This window comes from Rhodoglobus sp. G.S.4 (assembly GCF_056619605.1).
On the sequence record NZ_CM152748.1, the window covers coordinates 2,722,898 to 2,744,271 of the forward strand.

Genomic DNA, 21,374 nt, shown 5'->3' on the forward strand with positions numbered 1-21,374 from the left:
GGTAGAGCTGGTGGTGCGAACTTCTCCTTTCTCGTTCTCTGCTGTTAGCGGGAGCCCCCGGTCGGTACACGACGCAACACAAGTCGTTCAAGCGCGAGCGTCGCAAGATAGAAAAGCAAACCCAAAGCAATGGATGCCCCCACATAGGCCCACGCTCGGGAGTAGGCGCTCGAGGCAGCCGAGGTAGCAATCAGACTGCCGAGCCCACCACGCGGCCCACCGAAGTACTCGGCGACGAGCGCCGAAATCACGGCAAGCGATGAGGCGATGCGGATGCCCGTCAGAATGAACGGTCGTGCGGTTGGCAGGGTGAGCGACTTCAGCATTTGGCCAGAATTCGCGGCATACGCCTTCATCAGGTCACGGTGCACTGGCTTAGTTTGCCGGAACCCGCGCAACGTGTTGATGAAGATCGGAACAAACGACGCGATCGCCGCGATCGCCTGACGACCAAACTGGCTGTCGGCCCCGAACATCGAGTTGAGCACAGGAGCGAGGGCAACGATGGGAACTACAGCGAGCGCCGCGACAATCGGTGCACTCATTTGGTCGGCAATGCGCCAGCGCGCAGAGATTGCCGCAAACACGATGCCAAACAGCGAACCGACCAGCAATCCGATCAAACTATTGCTGCCGGTGAGCGCCGTTGCAGAAACGACGGACGGCCAGAATTCGACAAGCTCGGCCACGATAGACGTGGGGCTCGGCAGCAGGTAGTCGTCGACTCCGCCCACGGTAACGAGCAACTGCCAAATCGCGAGAACGATCAGCCCGAACGAGATCGGCGCCACTATACGCAGCGTCGATTCTGTTCTGGGGCTCCACCCCTTGCTTCGGCGCGCCCCCGTTCCGGACCGGCCGTTGACGATTGCATTTGCTGATGTGGCTGTCATCGGGTGTCCACTCCCCGCGCCTGGCGCGGTTCGTCCCCGGGAGAATCCGAGGCGCCACCGTGCAGTGCTTCGCGCACCTCTGTCACCATTTCGAAGAACGATGACTCTTCACGAAGATCATCCGAGCGCTCTTGTCGACCATCAATAGCATTCAGTTGCATGGGCACGATCTGGCTAATACGTCCGGGCCGCGGCGACATCACGACAACGCGGTCAGATAGGAACACCGCCTCCGGAATCGAGTGCGTCACGAACACAACAGCTGCCCCAGTATCAGCGGCAATGCGCACGAGATCGGTTTGCATCTTTTCGCGCGTCATCTCATCGAGGGCACCAAAGGGCTCATCCATCAGCAGCAGTCGTGGCTGCTCAGCCAACGAGCGCGCTATCGCCACCCGCTGCTGCATGCCGCCCGAGAGCTGGTCAGGAAAACGATCAGCAAACTCGGTGAGCCCGACCATATCGAGAAGGTCGGCAACCCGAGTGCGACGATCAGCGGATGCCACGCCGTGCAGTTCGAGCGGAAGCGCAACATTCGCCGCCACCGTTCGCCACGGCAGCAGCCCCGCCTGTTGGAACGCGATGCCGTAGTCCTGGTCAAGGCGCGCCTGCGTCGTTGTCTTACCGAACACCATCAGCTCACCCGAGGTCGGATCGTCAAGATCAGCAATGAGTCTCATGAGCGTTGACTTGCCACAACCCGAAGGGCCGATCAGCGAGACGAACTCTCCAGCCGAAACAGTGAGATCGATTGCTTCGAGAGCGTGAACCACCCCGGTTGCTGTCTGGAACTGCTTGTTGACGCCGCGTACCGAAACTGCCACGGCATCCGTCTCGCCTGCAGCAGGTAGCGCATCAGTAGTCGCTGCGCTGTTTAGGATCTGGTCGCTCATGCGGCCTCCTCTGTTCGTCGGTAGTCCTTGAGAATCACGCTGAGCAGAGCGACCGAGCCGGCCGCAACAAGACCAAGCACGATTGCGCCGAATATTGGTCCCCACGCTTTCGCAGGGTCACCGGAGGCTTGTCCGGCGAATTGGATGAGCAGCCGGCCGATACCACCCTGAAGCCCCGTTGACACTTCGGCGACCACCGCGCCGATGACCGCGTTCGCAGCCCCGAGTCGGAGTGCAGGCAGGAGAAAGGGCACTGCGGCCGGAAAACGCAATTGCTTGAGCGTTGACCAATACCCCGAGGCATAGGTTTCGAAAAGTTCCAGATGGATGCGGTCAGGAGACTGCAGCCCCTTGAGCGCACCGACGGTGATCGGGAAGAACGCAAGGTAGCTCGCAATCAGGGCGACCGACATCCAGTCTTGCCACTCGAAGCTGCCAATCTCCACGCGCGAACCCCAACTTTTGACGACCGGAGCGAACGCGATGAGGGGAACCGTTTGGCTGATAACGATCCACGGCAACAGCCCGAATTCGGCCAGCCGCCAGCGCTGCATGAGCAGAGCAAAACCGACGCCAACGACGACCCCGACTGCCCACCCTGCCGCGGCAATGCCGAGCGTCGTGAGCGCGGCAAGCGCAACCACTGCCCACAGCGGCAATGCACCGTCGGCTCGCGTGACGGGCTCGGCAAGTCGCACCATCATGTCCCACAGGTGCGGCATCGCGAGGTCGGTGGTTCGCGGGAGAACACGGAGCTCGCCGATCGATAGGCCATCGGCTGGCCCGAAGAACTTGTACCCCTCCCACACGAGAGCGATCAGCAGCACTCCTGCCAAACCCCACACGAAACCGCCGACAAGGCGAGGGCGCGCTGTCATCAGCTCAGGCCTTCGCAGCGACGTGATCGGCGAAGGCGGGAATCACCGTCTCGCCGTAGACCCGCAGTGTCTCTTCCTTGTTGTCGTGTTGCAGGTACCCGGCGAATTGATCGACACCGAGTGCTCGTAGTTTCTCGAGCTTCTCGATGTGCTGTTCGGCGGTGCCCATCACGCAGAAGCGGTCAACGATCTCATCGGGCACGAAGGCGGCATGGGTATTGCCCGCCCGCCCGTGCTCGTTATAGTCGTAACCTTCGCGTTCCTTGATGTAGTCGGTGAGGGCCTTGGGCACGTCGCCATCCGCACCGTACTTCTTGACGATGTCGGCAACGTGGTTGCCGACCATGCCACCGAACCAGCGACACTGGTCGCGCATGTGTTCCCAGTCATCGCCGATGTACATGGGGGCGGCGACACAGAACTTGATCGACATGGGGTCACGCCCGACAGCCTCAGCAGCGTCGCGCACCTTCCTGATCATCCATTCGGCAATATCGACGTCGGCTAGTTGCAGGATGAACCCGTCCCCGACTTCACCGGTGAGCTTGAGCGCGAGCGGGCCATAGGCGGCAACCCATACTTCAAGTTCGGAGCCTTTGCTCCACGGAAACTGCAACTGTGCCCCGCCATATTCAACGGAGCGCGAGTTCGCGAGTTCGCGGATGACGTGAATTGATTCCCGCAGATCCTTCAGCGTTGTCGGCTTGCCGTTGGTCACGCGCACCGCCGAGTCGCCGCGGCCGATCCCACAGATCGTGCGGTTGCCGTACATCTCGTTGAGGGTCGCATAGGTGGATGCCGTAACAGTCCAGTCGCGAGTCGCCGGGTTCGTCACCATCGGCCCGATCTTGATCTTGCGAGTTTCGGCCAAAATCTGGCTATAGATCACGTAGGGCTCTTGCCACAGAATGTGCGAGTCGAACGTCCAGACGTGGCTGAAGCCGTGGGCTTCAGCCAGCTTGGCAAGTTGCACAGTTCGCGATGCTGGCGGGTTGGTCTGTAGTACTGCTCCAAAGTCCATGGGGCTCCTCATTCGTGGTGGGAAAGATAGGTCGGATGCCGCGAAGAACGCTCTAGGTCAGGTACTGAGTGAGACCACGCTTCATGAAACGCCCATCACCCTTCGTTCCTAGGTACTGATCGCCATCGACGATGACCTTGCCGCGAGAGATGACGGTGTCGACGTGACCATCGACCTCGAAGCCTTCCCAGGCCGCGTGGTCCATGTTCATGTGGTGCTTCTTGCCCGTGGGGTTACCGTTTTCATCGACCGGCATGCCGATCGAGGTGTGGCCGCGAGGGTCATAGACGACGATGTCGGCGTCAGCTCCTGGCTGGATGACGCCCTTGCGTCCGTAAACACCAAACATGCGAGCGGGGGTGGTGCTCGTCAGTTCGACCCAGCGTTCGAGGGTGATTTCTCCCGTGACAACCCCCTGATACATGAGGTCCATGCGGTGTTCGACAGTGCCGATTCCGTTCGGGATCTTGCGGAAGTCTGCAAGGCCCAACTCTTTCTGATCTTTCATGCAGAACGGGCAGTGATCGGTAGAGACCATTTGCACATCGTTCGTACGCAGCGACTGCCACATGGCATCCTGATGTCCCTCTTCGCGCGAGCGAAGCGGAGTTGAGCACACCCACTTGGCGCCCTCGAAGTGACCGTACTGCTCGCTCTGAGCACCGAGTTGTTCTTCGAGACTCAAGTAGAGGTACTGGGGGCAGGTTTCGGCGAACACGTTCTGGCCGCGGTCACGAGCGCCGGCGATCTGCTCGACCGCTTGCTTCGCACTCACGTGCACAATATAGAGCGGGGCACCGGTGAGCTTCGCGAGCATGATCGCCCGGTGAGTAGCTTCCTCTTCCATCTCCCAGGCGCGAGCAACACCGTGATAGTACGGGTCAGTCTTGCCCTGCGCCACGAGCTGTTCGGCGAGAACATCGATGACGGGACCATTCTCGGCGTGCATCATCGTCATCATGCCGGTGTCGCGTGACACTTGCATCGCCTTCAGAATTTGCGCGTCATCCGAGTAGAAAACTCCCGGATAGGCCATGAACATTTTGAAGCTTGTGATGCCCTCATCTGGCAGCTTTGCCATCGCTTTGAGTGACTCCGGCGTCACGTCTCCGACGATCTGGTGAAAGCCATAGTCGATGGCGCAATTGCCCGCCGCCTTCTGGTGCCACTCGGCGAGAGCATCCTGAATGTGAGTTCCATAGGTCTGCACCGCAAAGTCGATGATCGAAGTAGTGCCACCCCACGCTGCAGCGCGAGTGCCCGTCTCAAACGTGTCGATCGCCGCAGTGCCGCCGAACGGCAGCTCCATATGAGTGTGGGCATCGATGCCGCCAGGAATGACGTACTTTCCCGTGGCATCAATAACGTGATCGACGGATGCCGCAATGTCGGTTCCAAAAAGCGTGCTGCCCGGTGACAGCACGGCCTTGATTACTTCGCCGTCGATAAGGACGTCTGCTGGGGCTCGGCCCGTTGAGCTGACGACTGTTCCGCCAGAAATGAGAGTGGTGGCCATGATTCGCTCCTCTGCTTGTCTTGTGCCTACTGTTCCCCGGGCGCTAAGACAGCCCGGGGGCTGACGTTATGGCTTCGGGATCGAGGTGTACGACTCCGGACGACGGTCACGGTAGAACTGCCAGTCGTCACGCATCTGGCGAACAAGGTCCATGTCGAGATCGCGAATCATGATCTCCTCGTCAGTGCCCGAACCGCGTTCACCCACGAAGTTGCCGCGCGGGTCGATAACTTGGCTGGTTCCATAGAAGTCGACCGCGAGGTCACCGTATTCGTTGTCTTCGCGACCAACACGGTTCGGCTGCAGCACGAAGTAGCCGTTCGCTACAGCAGCCGCGGGGCCTTCGACCTCCCACAGGCGGTTGGAGAGACCAGGCTTGGTGGCGTTTGGGTTGAACACAATTTCGGCACCGTTGAGGCCGAGCTCGCGCCATCCCTCAGGGAAGTGGCGGTCGTAACAGATGTACAGCCCGATTGGGCCTACGGCAGTGTTGAAAACGGGGTACCCCATGTTGCCTGGACGGAAGTAGAACTTCTCCCAGAACCGGTCGAGGTGAGGAATGTGGTGCTTACGATACGAACCGAGGTTGGTGCCATCGGAATCAACAACGACAGCGGTGTTGTAATACACGCCGGTCATCGCCTCTTCATAGATCGGCAGGATCATGACCATATCTAGCTCTTTAGCCAAGGCCTGAAAACGCTGCACTATGGGGCCATCAGCAGGCTCAGCGTAGGCGTAATACTTCTTGTCTTCAGTTATTCCGAAATACGGGCCGTAAAACAACTCTTGGAAGCAAATTACTTGAGCGCCCTGCTCTTTTGCATCACGAGCGAACTGCTCATGCTTCTGAATCATCGACTCCTTGTCGCCTGTCCAGGTTGTCTGAGTGATTGCTGCGCGGACCGTCGTCATGGTGCCTCCTGCGTTGTTCGGCATCGTTGCCTTGAGCTATTTGCCGAGAAATGATTTACGCACGGGCTACTGCACCCGCACTCTCATTCTGCAGCTTCATCGTTTCAATCGTGTGTTGCATATATGACGTTGTGGTTACTCATCATGTCCCTGTCGGCGCAAAGAGGCAATGCTCATTTGTGCTGATGAGACCACGTTGAACGCCCGTACCACGCATTCCGGATTCAGAAAACCAGAACGACTATGATGAACGCGCCGTGGCCCATACAGTGCGCGCTCGAGGCTTGCGGACACGAATTGGTTGCTGCGGAGACGCAAACACAGTCGACACTTCAGTGGCAAACATCACCGAGTCTGGCGCACGATCCGCAAGCCCCTCGAAGCCAGCAACCGCAAGCAAACCATCGTCGAGATGCACGAGCTCTGCCGGCTGTAACGGCCACCGTTCGTGGTGATTGCGACAGTAGATGGTTGCTCCGCGGTGGGTTTCGTGAAAACCCCAGCGCGCTGTCAAGAACGTCGCAACCGGGTCAGCGGCGAGCGCAACACTCGCCGCCGGATCGTCAATCGGGCGCACGATGATGTGGGATGCGGCATCCGGTTGGCCGTAGCGTTTCGTTGTGTAGGCAACTTTTCCGTCGCGCTGCCCGATCTGCATCGATGCCCACCGGTAGGGCAATCCAAAAGCGGCCTGCGCTGTGAGCACCGGGATGAGATGGGATGCTTCGAGCGAAAGGAAGACCACTCCGCGGCGGCCCTGTTCGTCAATCGAATAGAGCCGAACGTTGACTTCGGGAAAGTCACCGAGCCACGGAATGCGGGGCCCGCCAAAGAACGAACTGCGAGACATCTGAAACGCGATGAGTCCCACCCACGTGCTGCCGTTCATGGTGTCTGGACGGCATCCGGCCGGCATGAAGCGCTCGACGGTGCTGGGATCAACCCGCCAGTGTAAAAATGTGACTTCACTCCAGCGTTGACGCAGAATCGCAGCGCTGCCGAGCGGAGGGGCTTCTGAGGAGATCATCGCTACACGGTCATCGGGATGACATCAGCGCGGAAGTTGATTGTCGCGTCGCGTGAATGGCCGCCACAGCACGACTTGGTCAGTGCGTTCGCCTCTGGTTCCTGCCTTGAGGGAGATCACTTCTCCGGCAGCACCGGCAGCGAACACTCGCCGCCCGGGTTTCGCCAGGAGTTCATCTGCGAGTGCGGCTTCAAGTTCGTGCACTCGGGAGGTGAGCTCACTTACGCGGTTTTCGAGATCGAGGATGCGTTTGATTCCCTCAAGGTTGAGTCCTTCGGCACTGAGGGCGCCGATCTCACGCAACTGCATCACGTCGCGCAGGGAATAACGCCGCGAACGACCGCTGGTTCTCGTTGGTGAGACGAGCCCCAGACGGTCGTACTGTCGCAGCGTTTGCGGATGCATGCCAGCCAGTTCTGCCGCAACAGCGATCGCAAAAGCTGGCGTGGACTCATCCATTGTCATTACCTCCTGGCTTTAGCCATCAGGTCATCCCGCGGGTTTTCTGCGGGCATTGCTTGGGTAAATGCTTCGAGGTGCGCATGTGCCGCTTCCGAGATGTGGCTCGGAACCGCCACTTGCACTTCGGCAAGCAAATCTCCGGTCGCTTTTGTCGTCGTGACACCGCGACCTTTTACTCGCAATACTCGTCCGCTCGGGGTTCCCGCCGCAACCTTCAACTTGACCGGTGTACCGCTCAAAGTGGGAACCTCGATGGTGGCGCCGAGCACCGCTTCCGCGAACGTCACAGGAACAACGACCCGAAGATTGTTGCCTTCACGTTCGAATACCGGATGCTTGCGAACCGTCACAGTGAGAACCAGATCGCCTGACTCCCCACCATTGATGCTCTGCTCGCCTTTGCCTTTGAGGCGGATCTTCTGCCCGTCACTGACCCCCGCAGGAATCTTGACGTTCATCGGACGACCGCCAGCAGGCTGCAATTTAATCGTTTCGCCATTAATGGCCGTAACGAAATCGAGCGTTGTGTTTGCCGCTAGGTCGCGACCCTTTGCTGGGCCGCCACGGAATCCCGCACCGCCACCAGGGCCGCCTTGAGCACCAAACATGCCACCCAAAAGATCTTCGAAGCTGGCACCAGACTGGCCACCGCCGTAGCGTTGACCGCCCGCGCCACCCGCACCGAACATGCCACCAAAGACATCCTCGAAGCCGCCGGACTGGCCACCCGCTTGAAAGCGAGCGCCAGAGCCCATAGCGCGAACCTGATCATATTCTTGGCGCTGTTCAGGATCGGAGAGCACCGAATGTGCTTCGCTGATCTCCTTGAAGCGAGACTCCGCTTTCGGATCTCCCGGATTTGAATCCGGATGAAACTGGCGCGCGAGTTTGCGATAGGTTTTTTTGAGGTCGGCCGCTGAGACATCTTTCGATACCCCGAGCACCTTGTAGAAGTCCTTGTCGAACCAATCTTGGCTAGCCACTACACGCCACCCCCGACCTATTCAGTAGGACCGGAGACAGCAACCCTCGCGGCACGAACAACGCGCTCACCAAGAATGTAGCCCGGCTCAACCACGTCAGCAATCGTGTTTTCGGTTGCCTCCGGGTCGTTCAAGTGAACTACAGCCTCATGGAAAGCGGGGTCAAAAAGTTCACCCTTCTCGCCAATCTTGCGAAGACCGAACCGCTCGAAACTGGAGTGAAGCTTCTGCGAAACCAACGCCAACGGGCTGCCATCGATAATGTCTCCGTGCTTATCTGCACGATCGAGATCGTCCAGGGCAGGAAGCATTGAACGGATGACGTCAGCGATGACCGATTCGCGGTTCGCTGCCCGGTCGCGCTCAACGCGCGTGCGGAAGTTCACCAGCTCAGCCTGTGCGCGCAACATCTGATCGCGCATGTCAGAAACCAGATCGCGGCTAGCGTCATCGAGCAGGCGCTGATCTTCAGCACTCAATTGCGACTCGGCACCTGCTGCCGGCTCGTCGTCTGCTTCAGCGTCAATCGACGCGTCAACGGTCTCGACGGGCTCGTCAGCAGCATCCGCTTCATCAGCGGACTGCCCCCCGGCCGCTGCAGAAGAATCTGCAGCAGCCGAGTCAGCCGCACGAATGTCACCGGTTTCCGGATCAACGCGACGTTTATCGCGAATCACCGGCTCCTGGTTCTCGTCGTGGTCTTTGTTCTTGTCAGACATCTACTTCTTGTCCGCGTCAGCTTCGTCGTCGTCAACCACTTCAGCGTCAACGATGTCCTCGTCAGAGTTCTCGTCAGCGGGAGCCTCTTCGCCTTCTGCAGCCTCAGGGTTTTCTTCCTGGTGCTTGTAGATTGCTTCGCCAAGCTTCTGCTGGCTTTCGGTCAGCTTGTCGAAGGCGGTCTTTACGGCCGCTTCGTCATCGCTTGCCAGTGCCGAGTTGAGCGCATCGACGTCGGCCTGAACCTCAGTCTTGACGTCTTCTGGCAGCTTCTCAGCGTTGTCGGTGATGAGCTTTCCGGTGGAGTACGCGAGCTGCTCAGCGTTGTTGCGAACTTCAGCTGCCTCACGGCGAGCCTTGTCTTCTGCAGCGTGCTCTTCGCCCTCGCGAACCATGCGCTCGATGTCTTCCTTCGAGAGGCTTGAGCCACCCGTGATCGTCATCGACTGCTCCTTGCCAGTGCCCTTGTCCTTGGCGGACACGTGCACGATGCCGTTAGCGTCGATGTCGAACGTGACCTCAACCTGGGGGATGCCACGAGGCGCCGGTGCAATGCCGGTGAGCTCGAACGTTCCGAGGTTCTTGTTGTCGCGAGTGAACTCGCGCTCACCCTGGAAGACCTGAATCGATACGGAAGGCTGGTTGTCATCCGCCGTGGTGAAGGTTTCGCTTCGTTTGGTCGGGATGGCAGTGTTGCGGTCGATGAGCTTGGTCATCATTCCGCCCTTGGTTTCGATACCGAGGCTCAGCGGAGTGACGTCGATGAGCAGAACGTCCTTGCGCTCGCCCTTCAGAACGCCAGCCTGGAGTGCAGCACCGACGGCTACGACCTCGTCAGGGTTGACACCCTTGTTTGGCTCCTTGCCACCGGTGAGCTTCTTGACGAGCTCAACAACGGCGGGCATGCGAGTCGATCCACCAACGAGCACTACGTGCGCTACGTCAGCGAGCTTGACGCCCGCTTCTTTGATGACGTCGTTGAATGGCTTCTGCACGCGCTCGAGGAGGTCTGCGGTCAGTTCTTCGAACTTGGCGCGAGAGAGGGTCTCGTCGAGGTTGGCTGGGCCGTTCTCAGTGAGCGAGAGGTACGGAAGCTGAATGCTTGCCGACATCTGCGAGGAGAGTTCCTTCTTGGCCTGCTCGGCAGCTTCCTTGAGGCGCTGCTTCGCGATCTTGTCGCCAGAAACATCGACACCGGTCGAGTCCTTGAAGCGCTGGATCAGGTAGTCAACGACGCGGGCATCCCAGTCGTCTCCACCGAGGCGGTTGTCGCCAGAAGTGGACTTAACCTGAATGGTCGAGAAGTCGTCGTCCTTGCCCACTTCGAGAAGCGAGACGTCGAACGTTCCGCCACCAAGGTCGAAGACGAGAATGAGTTCGTCTTCTTTACCCTTGTCGAGGCCGTACGCGAGTGCGGCAGCGGTTGGCTCGTTGATGATGCGCAGAACATTGAGGCCAGCGATCTCACCGGCTTCCTTCGTTGCCTGACGCTCAGCGTCGTTGAAGTAGGCGGGAACGGTAATTACGGCGTCAGTGACGTCTTCACCCAGGTACTGCTCGGCGTCGCGCTTGAGCTTGGCAAGCGTTCGCGCGGAGATTTCCTGCGGGGTGTACTTCTTGTCGTCGATCTCCACCTTCCAGTCAGTGCCAATGTGGCGCTTGACGGATGCGATGGTGCGGTCAACGTTAGTGACGGCTTGGCGCTTGGCGGTTTCACCAACGAGGACTTCGCCATCCTTGGTGAATGCGACGACGGATGGCGTAGTGCGCATTCCTTCGGCGTTTGCGATGACGGTGGGTTCTCCACCTTCGAGTACGGCAACCACTGAGTTTGTGGTTCCGAGGTCAATACCTACTGCTCGAGCCATGTGCTCTTACTCCTTTAAGCGTTTGAGTGTGCGAACTTGAGTCGCTTGGTATCAAGTTTCTACCTCCGCGGAGCGAGAGTCAAGCGGGCTAGCTGAAAGTTGAGTGTGTATGACTCAAGTGTGGAGGTCAGTCTTGAGAGATCGGGGCGTTGCGCTGCACACCATCCCGCCCGTTAACGGATAAAGCGCGGTGACTGCGCCAAGAGCTTTCGGCTCTTAGCGCAGTCACCGCGCCAACTCGCTGGTCGTGCCCGCTACTTACCCGAAGTTAGAGCGGACTGCCTTCCACCGCGGACCCGACGTCCTGGCAGGAGAAGCAACAATCCGCCAAGCAATAGCAGACCGGCGAGCGATGCTCCCAACGCAATGTTCGAACCCGTGAAGGCGAGCATCAGCGTTGTGAGACCTTGAATGACCGAGCGTGTACCGAAGGCCGGCAGCTCAACCGTTGACGATGTACCTGTTGATGGGCGGTAGTCCGCACTGACCGAACTGAGGTCGATCGTTGCCGTGTACGTTCCCGCTGGAAGTGTAGTCAGTTCCCACGCTCCATCAGCGTCGGTCGTCACCACAACCGTTACGGGGCCGTTGGGTCCGGCCCAAACAACGTTGACCTTCGCGTTCGGGATGCCGCGATCACCGCGGTCACGCACACCGTTGCCATTCGGGTCATCGAACACAATGCCGTTGAGCGTTGCGCTACCGACCACAATGAAGTCCACATCGAGTCGAGTCTCACCCGCAGTCAATTCGGCTGTCGTTTCGAAGAGAACATCACCGTCGAGGTCAGCGTTGGGAACGAATCCCTCCGTCAACGTCGCAGGGTCGTATGACACTCGAACATCACCGGCGGGAAGTCCCTCTACGAGGTAGTTTCCGTTCACGTCCGTCGTGGTGGTCACGATCAGATCGTCAGCGGTATCGAACAGCCCGTCAGCGCCGGGACTCGTCACGGTCATCACGATTCCGGGAAGACCAGGTTCGTTTGTTCCCTGAACCCCATCGTTGTTGACGTCGAGCCAGAGCAGGTCGCCGACGCCAGCGTCACCGCGGTAGCCAAAGTCCTGATCGAGGTTTTCTTCGCCACCCCGCAAGGTGACCTCAGAGGTGTCATCGAAGCCAGCATCCGGGTCAGCCGTTGCCGTAAGGCCTCGTGGAAGTCCACTCAGGTCGATCCGGAAGAGTCCAGAGGGGAGATCATCGAAGAGGTAGTTGCCGTCGCTGTCGGTGCGCTGGTTCGACACCACATCGTCGGCGTTGCCCAGGATGCCATCGAGCCCCGCCCAAGTGAGCGTCACAAGAACTTCAGCAATTCCCGACTCGGTAGTATCGACAATCCCGTCGCCATTCTGGTCGAGCCAGACGGTGTCACCGATCTTGCCGGTTCCGACGTAACCGAAGTCGATGTTGTCAAGATCGGTTGCCGCTGGAAGCACAACTGCTGTGGTCGAGTTCGGGCCAACGCCGGACGGTGTTGTCGCCGCCGTCGGCTGGTTGGTGCCAGCATCCGCGTCGAATGTCGGCGCAACGCCGCTCGGCAGAGTGTCGGTGTCTACCGTCACGGTGTAGCTACCCTCTGGCAACCCATCGAATAGGTAGTGTCCGTTGGCGTCAGTTGTCTCCACGAAAGTGACATCGTCGGTTCCGCCAGCAACGCCATCCGGACCGAACCAGACAAGAGTGACATCAATTCCCGGAAGGCCGGGCTCGCCGACATCCTGAACGCCATCCTTATTGAGGTCGAGCCAGACCGTGTCAGCAATGCTCGAGTCGCCGGCATAACCGAAGTCCTGACGGAGATCAGAATCGACCAGTGTCACGCGTGATTCTTCGTCTGGCGCGGTCGTTCCACTGTCGTTGTCGAAGGTCGGGCCGAAGCCAGCCGGTACTCCACTGACGACCTCGACAATGTAGTTGCCGTCGGGAATATCTGTCACAGTCCAGTTGCCGTTGCTGTCCGTCGTTGTTGTGAACTCGATATCACCAGCAGCGCCGGTTCCGCCAAGAACACCGTCGGTACCCAGGTACGTGATGCGGATGCCCACTCCGGACAGTCCCGGTTCGTTGCTGTCTTGCACGCCATCCTGGTTGCGATCCCACCACACGCGGTCTCCGATGACGGAAGTAACGTCGTAGCCGAAGTCAACGTCGGTGACGGTTTGACCGATCGTTAGCGATACGGGAGCTTGAGAGTCCTTGTCGCCATCACGATCGAAGCTGTTCGTCGCGCCTGCTGGCAGTCCGCCAGTGACGGCTACCGAGAAGTTTCCGGGCAGCAAGTTCGGGAAACTGTAGGCACCGTTACCGTCGGTCGTGGTTGTGAATACTCCGTCGTCACCGCCGCCGAGCACACCGTCTTCGCCGAACCAGGTGAGTTCAACGTCAGCGCCGTAGATTCCCGGCTCGGTTCCCTCTTGAATACCGTCACCGTTGCGGTCGATCCAGACGTAGTCACCGATGGATGCGGATCCCGCGTAGCCGAAGTCCTGGTTGACGCGATTTTGGCCGGCCGTCAGCGACGTCGTTGAGCTCGCGCTGGTTCCACCATTGGGATCTGAGACAACGACATATCCGGTGGGCAGGTCGCTGACAGTGACAGTGTAGGGACCGGCAGGAAGCAGGCCGACCGTGTACTTGCCATCGGCATCCGTGGATGTCGTGTAGGTGATGTTGTCGGCCGTCGTGGAGAGATCCCCATCGAGTCCGCCGAAAACAACCGTGACGGTCGCGCCAGGCAAGCCGGGCTCGTTCGCGTCGTGAACGCCATCCTTGTTTTGATCGAACCAGACGAAGTCACCGATCGAACCGGTTCCCGTGTAGCCGAAGTCGACGTCTCGCTTCCTGTCGTTCTCGGCGAGGGTGCCCTGCCAGATGCCGTTAGGCGTCGCGGTGGTGCCATCGAGGTCGTAGCTGGGGGTCATTCCCGCGGGAAGAGTGGAAGCATCCACGGTCACTCGGTAGAGACCACCTGGCAGTTGGTTCACAAGGTACAGACCGTTTTCGTCTGTCGTGCGAGGGAATGTCTCGTCGTCAGTGTTGCCAAATATTCCGTCGGCTCCAGCGTAAACAACGGTCACCTTTACACCCTCAAGGGCGGGCTCGCCTGCACCCTGAACGCCGTCATTGTTGACGTCGAACCAGAGGTAGTCACCGATGGACGCAAGGTCGAGTTCAACGCTCACGACATCCGGAGTCACGTCGTCGTAGTCCTTGTAGTCGATCGTCGAAACCTGATCACTCGGTGCAACACCGAAGTAGTGCGGAACGTCGGCAGTATTGATGATTTCTGCCGAAGCAACGATCTCGCTCGTCTCGTCAACGACCGGCATCGTCACCGTGTACTTGATGGTTACGCTGGCGCCTGCAGCGATGGGGCCCGCGATTTTCCAACCGAGCGTTCCATCTGACGGAGTGATATCGGTGGGCGTGACGCCAACTACCCGTGCGGAGGTAAAGCCGGTGACGCGAGCATCCGGGGTGTCCGTAACCGTCACGTCATAGGCGGGCGAGTTGCCGGCGTTGGTAACGACAATCGTGTACTCAAGAGACTCGCCTGGCTTGGCACGACGAGTGTCGGTGTCACCGACCTGGCCTGCGACATCCTTGTCAATGGTTAGGCGCGGTTCGAGAACGGCGACATTCGCGGTCGATGGCGTGCCTACGCGGTCGAAATCGGTCGGCCCTGGAACGGTTGACGGCGTTCCGAGCTGCTTATTGGTGTCGTTCCAGTAGGGACGAACCGTGTTTGTCAGGGTGTTGCCGGATGCTGCAGCGGTAGTCACGATGCCGGTGTAACGAATCGTGACGACACGTTCGTTTGCCGAAGCGGGGTCAATATCACCGAGGGCAAAACCAATCGTGCGGTCAGTAGTCGACGGAGTGCCGATAAGTTCGGCATCCACTTGATCACCGGAGCCACAGTCGACGCCAGCGACAGTGCAGGCGGAGTCAAGGAACTGGCCGAACCGAACGTTGGTCGGCATCGTGTCGAGTGCGGTCACGTCGTAGGCGATTACCGACTTCGGGATCGTGACATCAACAGAGTAGGTAATGACTTCACCGATGGTGCGCGACGATGGCGTTGCACTCTTGCTGACGCCGACTTCGGGGGCGCGCAGTGTGAGTTCGTCGTTGTCCTTATAGCTTGCCGAACCCGTCGTTGAAGTCGGAGTGCGTTCGTTGGCGTCACTGCCGGCAATCGAGGTCGTCGTGACATCCACCGAGTTGACGATGGTCGCGCCGCTCAAGAGCGGGTCTACTACGCGAGCGCTGTACGTCAAGTTGGGCCCGGAACCGGGAGCCATGCTCGCAATCGTGAACGTGATCGTGCGTGCTGCTTGGTCCCACGCGCCGCCACCGGGCAACGTTTGACTTGTCGTCACAGGATTATTTGCGACATCGACTGGCTGGATCGTGGTTGGCACGTGGTCGATCACAGTGGTGTCGTGAGCGATCGATACATTCGTCGCGCTGCTATTGCGCACCGCAAGCGTGTACTGCACGATCTGACCAGCCACGATTCGACCCGATACCGCGTTGCTGGTCTTCGAGACCGACACGCTGGGCTCAACAATGCGAATGCTCGCATTGTTGCTCGTTGCGGTCTTGGTGGGTCCGCTGACAGGCTGCCAGCTAAAGCTTGCGGTGTTGTTAATCAGGTTGCCGCGAACGGGGCCGGCAGCATCGAGAACACGCACGGTGATCGTGAGAACGACGGGGTCATCGCCACTGTTTGGAGAGTTCACGTAGTTGGCCCCGACGAGCGCCCTCACCGTTTGTCCGCTGACCACCGCATTTTGGCTCGGGCCGCCGTTCACCGTGAAGGTGGGCGTACCGACGATCGTAAAGCGGTTGCTAATCACGTCAGTGACCGTCGGATTGACGTACGCCGAGGAGCCCTCAGGGATCGTCGTCGTCACGGTATACGTGATGGTCTCTCCGATAGTGGCCTGGCCTGCACGATTATTGCTTGCTTCATTGATTGATGTAGTCGCAGCTTTCACAAGGGTGGGAAGGCGAAGGTTTGCCGACGCGGTGTCTTTAGCCTCGACGCTGTTGGCCTTGACTTCGAGGTCAGGGTCGATGTTGTTGACGGGGAAATATTCTTGCGTACCTCCCGTGTTGGTAACCGCATCGTAGGTGCGCACGCCAGCAGTGTTGACGAAAGTGTCTCCCGCAGCAGAATCGGCCGGAGTGATGACGTCGTAAGTCACGGTGTAGGAACCACCGGCAGCGATCGTGGGGATGGTCCACTCAATCGTGCGCGGAAGCGATGCCGCGGCTCCACAGACACCGGCGTCGGTGATGTTTTCCACATCGGTGCATTCGAGCAATGACGGAAGGTTGTCTCGCACCGAAACGTTGGTGGCGGTCTGGCCTCCCGTATTGGTCACCACAACGGCATAGGTCACTCGATCGGTTGCTTGCACCGCGAGACTGTTGACGGGTGCACTCGGTACCGGCGTCTCGTTGAGTTCGATGATGCCCTTCGAGAGCGTCACCACCGGCTTCTCGACGAGCGTGTCTGCACTGTCCCGCAGCTGGAAAACATCACCAGCAGTGTTCTTGTACGTCATTTTCATGAGGTTCGACACGATGTCGCCATCGGTGACCGCGGCAGGATCAGTGATCTCGGCCGTCACCAGGACCTGGAAGACCGTTCCGGCATCCACATTTCCGACATTCCAAGTAAGCAAACGCGACTTGTCATTGGGATCTTGGGCAACGAAGGTTGAGCCAACCGTGTTTAGCGGGGTCGTGGCGTAGTCAATAAAAGTGAAGCCTGCTGGCAAGAAGTCGTTCACAACGTTGTCGAGCGTGTCGAGGCGGCTCGGGAACGTGACGGTCAGTTCGTAGCAAACCCAGTCGCCCGGGTGGAATGCGTTCGTGGCGAGGTCATCCTTGAATTCAAGACCGCTGACGTTCTCACAGGTGTCTGCCATCGGCTTCGGCTCAGAAACTCGCTTCGTTAGCGTGATGCCTTCAGCCTTCTGGCTGGCACTTGACGTGTCAACGATGGCAAGTTCTGTGGTTGTGGTGTCGTTGTCGATGATGACAGTGGCGGATGTCGCGAGGTCGACGGTGTTCGTCCACGAGTCGTTTGAGCTGACCGGGCGCTCCACGCCTCCGGCTCCTACGAGGCGGTAGGCGGCGCGCGTCGACGTGAAGACCGTTATTTCTCCACTGCTCGACGCGTCGTCAAACGCTGCGGCATCCCACGACACGGTGAGGGTTCCATCGGCATTCTCGGCAGGGCCAGAGGTTGGATCAGGAATGCTGCCCTCGAAGTTGAGCCCATCAGGAATCGTGTCAGTGATCACGATCGAGCCGGTCGAAAGAGCATATTCTGACGACTGGTACTTGAGCGTCCAGACGCTGTTTGAACCCTGCGTGATGCCAGTCTCGTCCACAGTTTTCTGAATTGACACGTCTTCAGCGGAAACAGTGGCGGTGGCTTCATCGGTGTAGACCACAGCGTCGCCGGAATAGGTACCACTTGTTACGGCGTAATTAGTGAGTTGCTGCTCGTCATAGGTCAGGGCACCCGTGTTGTTGTCGAGGTTTGCCGTGGCTTCGCCATCGAACGCGACGTTCTCACGTAGCGGTATTGCGGCCGCATACCGAATCGTGATGACGCCATCGGTGGCGAGCACGCCAGGAATAGTCCACACAACCTTCGTGTAGACGGCCTCAACTAGAGGGCCAGCTCCGTCTGGGTCAACGACGACGGTGCTTGTGGTCGGAACGAGGCCAGCACAGTCCACGCCGCTCGGGAAACTTGCCGGAAGAATGCGACCGGAACCGTCATATTCTTCGGTGTCGACTGCGCTGTTGTCTGCTGCCGCGCATCCGAGGAATTCAAGGCCAGCGGGGAGGTAGTCGGTAACGGTGAAGTCAGAGCTTGAGTTGACGCCGTTGTTGGTGACGGTGAGCTCGTAAACCGTCTGGTGATCGTGGACACCGCGAAGCAGCTCAGACTCGGGGCTCGATGTCTCTGCCTTGTCAAGAACGAAGGGAACGAGCGTGGTGCTCGATTCCGCACTTCCGCCCACGTCACGCGAGCTCTCGACGACCGCGCCAGTGAGCGCGTCGAACTTCACCAGAGTGCGCTCATTGGTGTTAGCGAACGCTTCAGCAACACCCGTGAATGTGTCGCCGACGTCGTAACGGGGCATGTCGTACGAGAAGGAGTAGGTCAATGAGACGACGGCGCCAGACGACAGGTCGGCAACGTTGTTCCAGATGAGCTTGGTGGAGCCTCCCGCGAGCGCAATCTTTTGCGGTTCGCCGTAAGCAGAGTTTGTTTTCAGCGTTGCCCCAGCGGGCAGGATGTCGGTGAAGGTCAGGTTGTAGGCGTTGGAACCCGATGTTTGCTGTGCCGTGAGCGTCACTGATACGTCACTGCCATACAACGTAGTCGCACTCACCTGCCGGTTGAGGTCGACAGTGATGTCCGCGGGCGCGGCGGTAGCAGCCTGCGCCGGGACGGTGATGCCCGCCGCTAGGAGGGCAGCAATAAGTAGAGAGCGCAGCAAAAACTTCACGGGTAAGGCCTTAAATTTGTCCGCGGTGGAAACAGAGAGAATCCACATTGTGTCGGGTTGATCGGTGCACACTGGCCAATGTCGGGGGCCAGATATAGAGATCTTTAGCAACGATAAGACGGCAAAAGTCCCCCGAAAAGCCCACCTAGTGGGGTACACAGACTTGTCTACCGTACCCCGAGCTGTCCTCACTAAGCGGGACCGGGACTAATGTGGCCAAAAATTGCCCAGTTAACGCAATTGTTTACCCCGCACCACTAGCCTGTTCGCATGACGGACAAGACTCCCGACAACGAGGTCCCCAGTGTTCCTGCAGTTCCTCGCGTCGCAAATACCCGGGCGATCGGCACAGTAGGGCAAGGTCTCATCGACGACTCGCCCATCCCCAAGAGCCGGGTTCGCGCCTGGGCACTGTGGGATTGGGGCTCCGCAGCGTTCAACGCTGTCGTCACAACCTTCGTCTTCAGCACCTACCTCGCAAGTGGATTGTTCATCGACCCGGAGGTTCTCGCCGCAGCCGGAGATGACACCAAGAACCCAGCCCTCGTGCTCGCGAAGGCAAACAACACGACCGTCATCTCGGGTGCGCTCACTATCGCCGGTGTGCTCGTCGCGATTCTCGCTCCCATACTCGGACAGCGCTCCGATGGCTCTGGTCGCCGCAAACTATGGCTAGCCATCAACACCGGCCTCGTCGTGCTCGCAATGGGAGCGATGTTCTTCGTCGCCCCCGTGCCCTCCTACATTTACCTCGGTGCCGCACTACTCGCCGCTGGGAACATCTTCTTCGAGTTTGCGAGCGTCAACTACAACGCAATGCTCGTGCAGGTCTCGACACCACAAACAGTTGGCCGCGTCTCGGGCTTTGGTTGGGGCATGGGCTACATCGGCGGGATCGTGCTGCTGATCATCCTGCTCGTGTTGTTCATTCAAAACTTCGGAAGCGAGACCGGCAACGGACTGCTCAATGTGCCTTTTGGTGCGGATGGTGGAGCCCTCGATGTGCGCTACGCCGTGCTCGCCTCAGCCGCGTGGTTTGCCATCTTCGCGATCCCCGTACTGATCGCCGTGCCCGAGATCCCTGCGGGTGCACGCGAAAACCGAGTGAGTTTCTTCGCGAGCTACGCCAAACTCTTTGGCACCATCAAGACTCTCGCCAAGAAGAGCCCCCAAGTGCTCATGTTCCTTCTCGCCAGCGCAGTCTTCCGCGACGGCCTTGCCGCCGTCTTCACCTTTGGCGCCATCATCGCAGCGCAAGTCTTCGGGTTCAGCCCAAGCGAAGTCATTTACTTCGCTGTCGCTGCCAACCTTGTCGCCGGAATTGGAACCTTTATTGGCGGATGGCTCGATGACAAACTCGGTGCCAAGAACGTGATCATTGGCTCACTTGCTGGACTCGTGATCGCCGGCCTTGCCGTGCTGTTGGTTGGAGACGCCAAGACCGGGTTCTGGATCGCCGGCCTCTTTCTTACTCTCTTCGTCGGGCCGGTGCAGGCAGCGAGCCGCAGCTTCCTCGCTCGCATCACCCCGGTGGGGCGCGAAGGCGAAATCTTCGGCCTCTATGCCACAACCGGTCGCGCCGTCAGCTTCTTGGCACCCGGCCTCTTCACCCTCTTTGTCACCATGACCGGCGACACCCGCTTTGGCATCATCGGAATCGTGATCGTTCTCCTCGCCGGGCTCGGGCTCATGCTCCCCGTGAAGGCTAAGCAATCCGTCATCGACTAACTCGGGGCTGAGCGTTACGACAAAGTTTGCCGGTCGGGTCCGAAAATCGCTGGCGCACGACATCGCGTCGGGGGATGCTTGGCTCATGACCGAAAATGCCACCACCCCCGCCGCCCGCGCAGAACTGTTGCGCTCCCTTCACGTGCCAGGGACTCCCCTCATCGTCTCCAACGTGTGGGACGCCATTACCGCCCGCATCGTCGCCGAAGTCCCAGGAGTGCGCGCCCTCGCGACCGCAAGTCATGCAGTGAGTTTCGCGCACGGTGTGCCAGACGGCGAAGGACTCACCATCGAACAAGCGTTGAATGCGGCATCCGTCATCTGCAACGCCGTCGAGATTCCCGTCTCCGTCGATTTTGAGAAAGGTTACGCCGCGGATGCTGCCGGCGTTCAAGCAAACGTCGAACGATTGATCGCAGCCGGAGCATCCGGAATCAACATCGAAGACAGCTCGGGCCCAGCCAAGGCTCCACTCTTCGACCTCCCCCATGCGACAGCTCGAGTTGCTGCTGCCCGAGCCGCCGGAAACGCAACGGGCGTACCGATCGCAATCAACGCCCGCGTAGACGTCTTGGCTGGAGGCGGTGAATGGGATGACATGGTCACCCGAGCAAACGCCTACCTGGCCGCCGGAGCTGACTGCATCTTCGTGCTCGGGCTCAGCGATGAAGAAAAACTTGAACGTGCACTGGCCGAGATCTCTGGCCCGATTTCCGTAATCGGAGGACCAGGCTACGTTTCGTTGAAGCGCCTCGCCGAATTGGGAATCGCCCGCGTCAGCTTCGGTCCGCGCACCCTCGGCCTCACCCTGTCGCACCTGCAGGCGGCAACAACTCAATTGACGGCTCTCGGTGACTACCCTGACGAACTCGGCTTCTCGTACTAACAAATCGCACACGGACGACCCCAGTTGGTGGGGCGAAGCACGC

Annotated in this window: 14 protein-coding genes; 2 read left to right on the top strand and 12 right to left on the bottom strand. The window is 59.3% G+C overall.

What is annotated here, in order from left to right; genetic code table 11:
- Window positions 1–44 precede the first annotated feature (44 nt).
- The 12 genes from AC061P_RS13390 to AC061P_RS13445 all read right to left on the bottom strand — a co-directional run bounded on the left by AC061P_RS13390 (window position 45) and on the right by AC061P_RS13445 (window position 18,717).
- Window positions 45–791: an ABC transporter permease gene (locus tag AC061P_RS13390; protein WP_480391437.1), complete on the bottom strand. Its 747-nt coding sequence runs from the start codon at window positions 789–791 to the stop codon at window positions 45–47.
- Between the two features lie 98 nt (window positions 792–889).
- The gene (locus tag AC061P_RS13395; RefSeq protein WP_449647736.1) at window positions 890–1,786 is read right to left on the bottom strand and encodes an ABC transporter ATP-binding protein; all 897 of its coding nucleotides are present in this window, start codon (window positions 1,784–1,786) and stop codon (window positions 890–892) included.
- On the bottom strand, window positions 1,783–2,664 hold the full coding sequence (locus tag AC061P_RS13400) for an ABC transporter permease (protein ID WP_480391438.1): 882 nt from the start codon (window positions 2,662–2,664) through the stop codon (window positions 1,783–1,785). The genes AC061P_RS13395 and AC061P_RS13400 overlap by 4 nt, the downstream gene beginning before the upstream one ends.
- A gap of 4 nt (window positions 2,665–2,668) precedes the next feature.
- Window positions 2,669–3,685, bottom strand: a complete 1,017-nt coding sequence (locus AC061P_RS13405; RefSeq protein WP_480391439.1) for a TIGR03842 family LLM class F420-dependent oxidoreductase — start codon at window positions 3,683–3,685, stop codon at window positions 2,669–2,671.
- A gap of 52 nt (window positions 3,686–3,737) precedes the next feature.
- The gene (hydA, locus tag AC061P_RS13410) at window positions 3,738–5,201 is read right to left on the bottom strand and encodes a dihydropyrimidinase (RefSeq protein ID WP_449647739.1); all 1,464 of its coding nucleotides are present in this window, start codon (window positions 5,199–5,201) and stop codon (window positions 3,738–3,740) included.
- A gap of 66 nt (window positions 5,202–5,267) precedes the next feature.
- A complete protein-coding gene (locus tag AC061P_RS13415; protein WP_449647740.1) occupies window positions 5,268–6,116 on the bottom strand; it encodes a nitrilase-related carbon-nitrogen hydrolase in 849 nt (282 codons plus the stop codon).
- A gap of 241 nt (window positions 6,117–6,357) precedes the next feature.
- The gene (locus AC061P_RS13420; protein ID WP_449647741.1) at window positions 6,358–7,143 is read right to left on the bottom strand and encodes a YqjF family protein; all 786 of its coding nucleotides are present in this window, start codon (window positions 7,141–7,143) and stop codon (window positions 6,358–6,360) included.
- 24 nt (window positions 7,144–7,167) lie between these two features.
- Window positions 7,168–7,602, bottom strand: coding sequence for a heat shock protein transcriptional repressor HspR (locus AC061P_RS13425; RefSeq protein ID WP_449647742.1), 435 nt, complete (start codon window positions 7,600–7,602; stop codon window positions 7,168–7,170).
- Window positions 7,603–7,607: 5 nt separating this feature from the next.
- Window positions 7,608–8,588, bottom strand: a complete 981-nt coding sequence (locus tag AC061P_RS13430) for a DnaJ C-terminal domain-containing protein (protein ID WP_449647743.1) — start codon at window positions 8,586–8,588, stop codon at window positions 7,608–7,610.
- Between the two features lie 17 nt (window positions 8,589–8,605).
- Window positions 8,606–9,307 carry a nucleotide exchange factor GrpE gene (locus AC061P_RS13435; protein ID WP_449647744.1) on the bottom strand — a complete coding sequence of 234 codons (702 nt, stop codon included), beginning with the start codon at window positions 9,305–9,307 and terminating at the stop codon, window positions 8,606–8,608.
- The gene (gene dnaK, locus AC061P_RS13440; protein WP_449647745.1) at window positions 9,308–11,173 is read right to left on the bottom strand and encodes a molecular chaperone DnaK; all 1,866 of its coding nucleotides are present in this window, start codon (window positions 11,171–11,173) and stop codon (window positions 9,308–9,310) included.
- 254 nt (window positions 11,174–11,427) lie between these two features.
- Window positions 11,428–18,717 (bottom strand): SdrD B-like domain-containing protein, encoded by a 7,290-nt coding sequence (locus AC061P_RS13445; protein ID WP_480391440.1) that lies wholly within the window; start codon window positions 18,715–18,717, stop codon window positions 11,428–11,430.
- 270 nt (window positions 18,718–18,987) lie between these two features.
- On the opposite strand from AC061P_RS13445, the gene AC061P_RS13450 reads away from it, so the two are divergent.
- Together AC061P_RS13450 and AC061P_RS13455 are read left to right on the top strand one after the other, a co-directional pair.
- Window positions 18,988–20,445 (top strand): MFS transporter, encoded by a 1,458-nt coding sequence (locus AC061P_RS13450; protein WP_480391441.1) that lies wholly within the window; start codon window positions 18,988–18,990, stop codon window positions 20,443–20,445.
- An 85-nt stretch (window positions 20,446–20,530) separates the two neighbouring features.
- On the top strand, window positions 20,531–21,331 hold the full coding sequence (locus AC061P_RS13455) for an isocitrate lyase/PEP mutase family protein (RefSeq protein WP_480391442.1): 801 nt from the start codon (window positions 20,531–20,533) through the stop codon (window positions 21,329–21,331).
- Window positions 21,332–21,374 lie beyond the last annotated feature (43 nt).

What these genes read in the sequence shown, in the direction of transcription:
- AC061P_RS13420 (WP_449647741.1), bottom strand. Translation starts at nt 7,143, where the DNA reads ATGATCTCCTCAGAAGCCCCTCCGCTCGGCAGCGCTGCGATTCTGCGT.
- AC061P_RS13455 (WP_480391442.1), top strand. Translation starts at nt 20,531, where the DNA reads ATGACCGAAAATGCCACCACCCCCGCCGCCCGCGCAGAACTGTTGCGC.
- AC061P_RS13425 (WP_449647742.1), bottom strand. Translation starts at nt 7,602, where the DNA reads ATGGATGAGTCCACGCCAGCTTTTGCGATCGCTGTTGCGGCAGAACTG.
- AC061P_RS13415 (WP_449647740.1), bottom strand. Translation starts at nt 6,116, where the DNA reads ATGACGACGGTCCGCGCAGCAATCACTCAGACAACCTGGACAGGCGAC.
- AC061P_RS13400 (WP_480391438.1), bottom strand. Translation starts at nt 2,664, where the DNA reads ATGACAGCGCGCCCTCGCCTTGTCGGCGGTTTCGTGTGGGGTTTGGCA.
- AC061P_RS13405 (WP_480391439.1), bottom strand. Translation starts at nt 3,685, where the DNA reads ATGGACTTTGGAGCAGTACTACAGACCAACCCGCCAGCATCGCGAACT.
- dnaK (WP_449647745.1), bottom strand. Translation starts at nt 11,173, where the DNA reads ATGGCTCGAGCAGTAGGTATTGACCTCGGAACCACAAACTCAGTGGTT.
- AC061P_RS13395 (WP_449647736.1), bottom strand. Translation starts at nt 1,786, where the DNA reads ATGAGCGACCAGATCCTAAACAGCGCAGCGACTACTGATGCGCTACCT.
- AC061P_RS13450 (WP_480391441.1), top strand. Translation starts at nt 18,988, where the DNA reads ATGACGGACAAGACTCCCGACAACGAGGTCCCCAGTGTTCCTGCAGTT.
- AC061P_RS13435 (WP_449647744.1), bottom strand. Translation starts at nt 9,307, where the DNA reads ATGTCTGACAAGAACAAAGACCACGACGAGAACCAGGAGCCGGTGATT.
- hydA (WP_449647739.1), bottom strand. Translation starts at nt 5,201, where the DNA reads ATGGCCACCACTCTCATTTCTGGCGGAACAGTCGTCAGCTCAACGGGC.